Consider the following 722-nt stretch of genomic DNA (forward strand, 5'->3'; position numbering starts at 1 on the left):
GCGTGACCGCTGCAATCGGTTCGGCCAACCTGACGCGCAACGCCTTGCATCGGAACCTTGAAACCGGAGTGGTCGTAGGTGTGAATCGCCCCGGGTATCGCGGAGGCTCTTACTCTTGAGAGAATGCGAGCCATGAGCAAGAACAACGCGAACAAGTTTTCCCCGGAAGTGCGCGAGCGCGCCGTGCGTCTGGTGCAGGAGTCCCGCAGCGAGTATCCGTCGCTGTGGGTGGCGGTCGAGTCCATCGCGCCCAAGATCGGCTGCTCTTCGCAGACGCTGCTGACCTGGGTCAAGCGCCACGAGGTTGACAGTGGTCAGCGCGAAGGCGTCACCACCAGCGAACGCGAACGGATCAAGGCCTTGGAGCGGGAGAACCGCGAGCTTCGCCGTGCCAACGACATCCTGCGTACAGCCAGCGCTTTTTTCGCGCAGGCGGAGCTCGACCGCAAACTGAAGTCGTAAACACCTACATTGACCGGCATCGCGAGGTCTACGGGGTCGAGCCGATCTGCAAGGTGTTGCGGGTTGCCTCGTCGGCCTATCGGCGCCATGCCGCGCGGCTGCGCGATCCGTCGCGGCGCAGCGAGCGCGCCCGCCGCGACGAGCGGCTCATGCCGCACGTCCAGCGGGTCTGGCAGGAGAACCATCGCGTCTACGGCGCCGACAAGGTGTGGCGACAACTGAACCGAGAGGGCGTGGCGGTGGCCCGCTGCACAGTCGAA

1 pseudogene and 1 other annotated feature are annotated in these 722 nt (G+C 65.0%); the pseudogene reads left to right on the plus strand.

Features of this window, described 5'->3' with window-relative positions:
* Positions 1–132 precede the first annotated feature (132 nt).
* Positions 133–722, plus strand: a pseudogene (locus RCF13_RS12735) (IS3 family transposase); the annotation flags it as partial.
* Positions 417–533: a sequence feature (AL1L pseudoknot), on the plus strand. Its footprint overlaps the pseudogene before it by 117 nt.

The sequence above is a fragment of the Stenotrophomonas maltophilia group sp. RNC7 genome (assembly GCF_030910085.1).
GTDB classification, from domain to species: domain Bacteria; phylum Pseudomonadota; class Gammaproteobacteria; order Xanthomonadales; family Xanthomonadaceae; genus Stenotrophomonas; species Stenotrophomonas sepilia.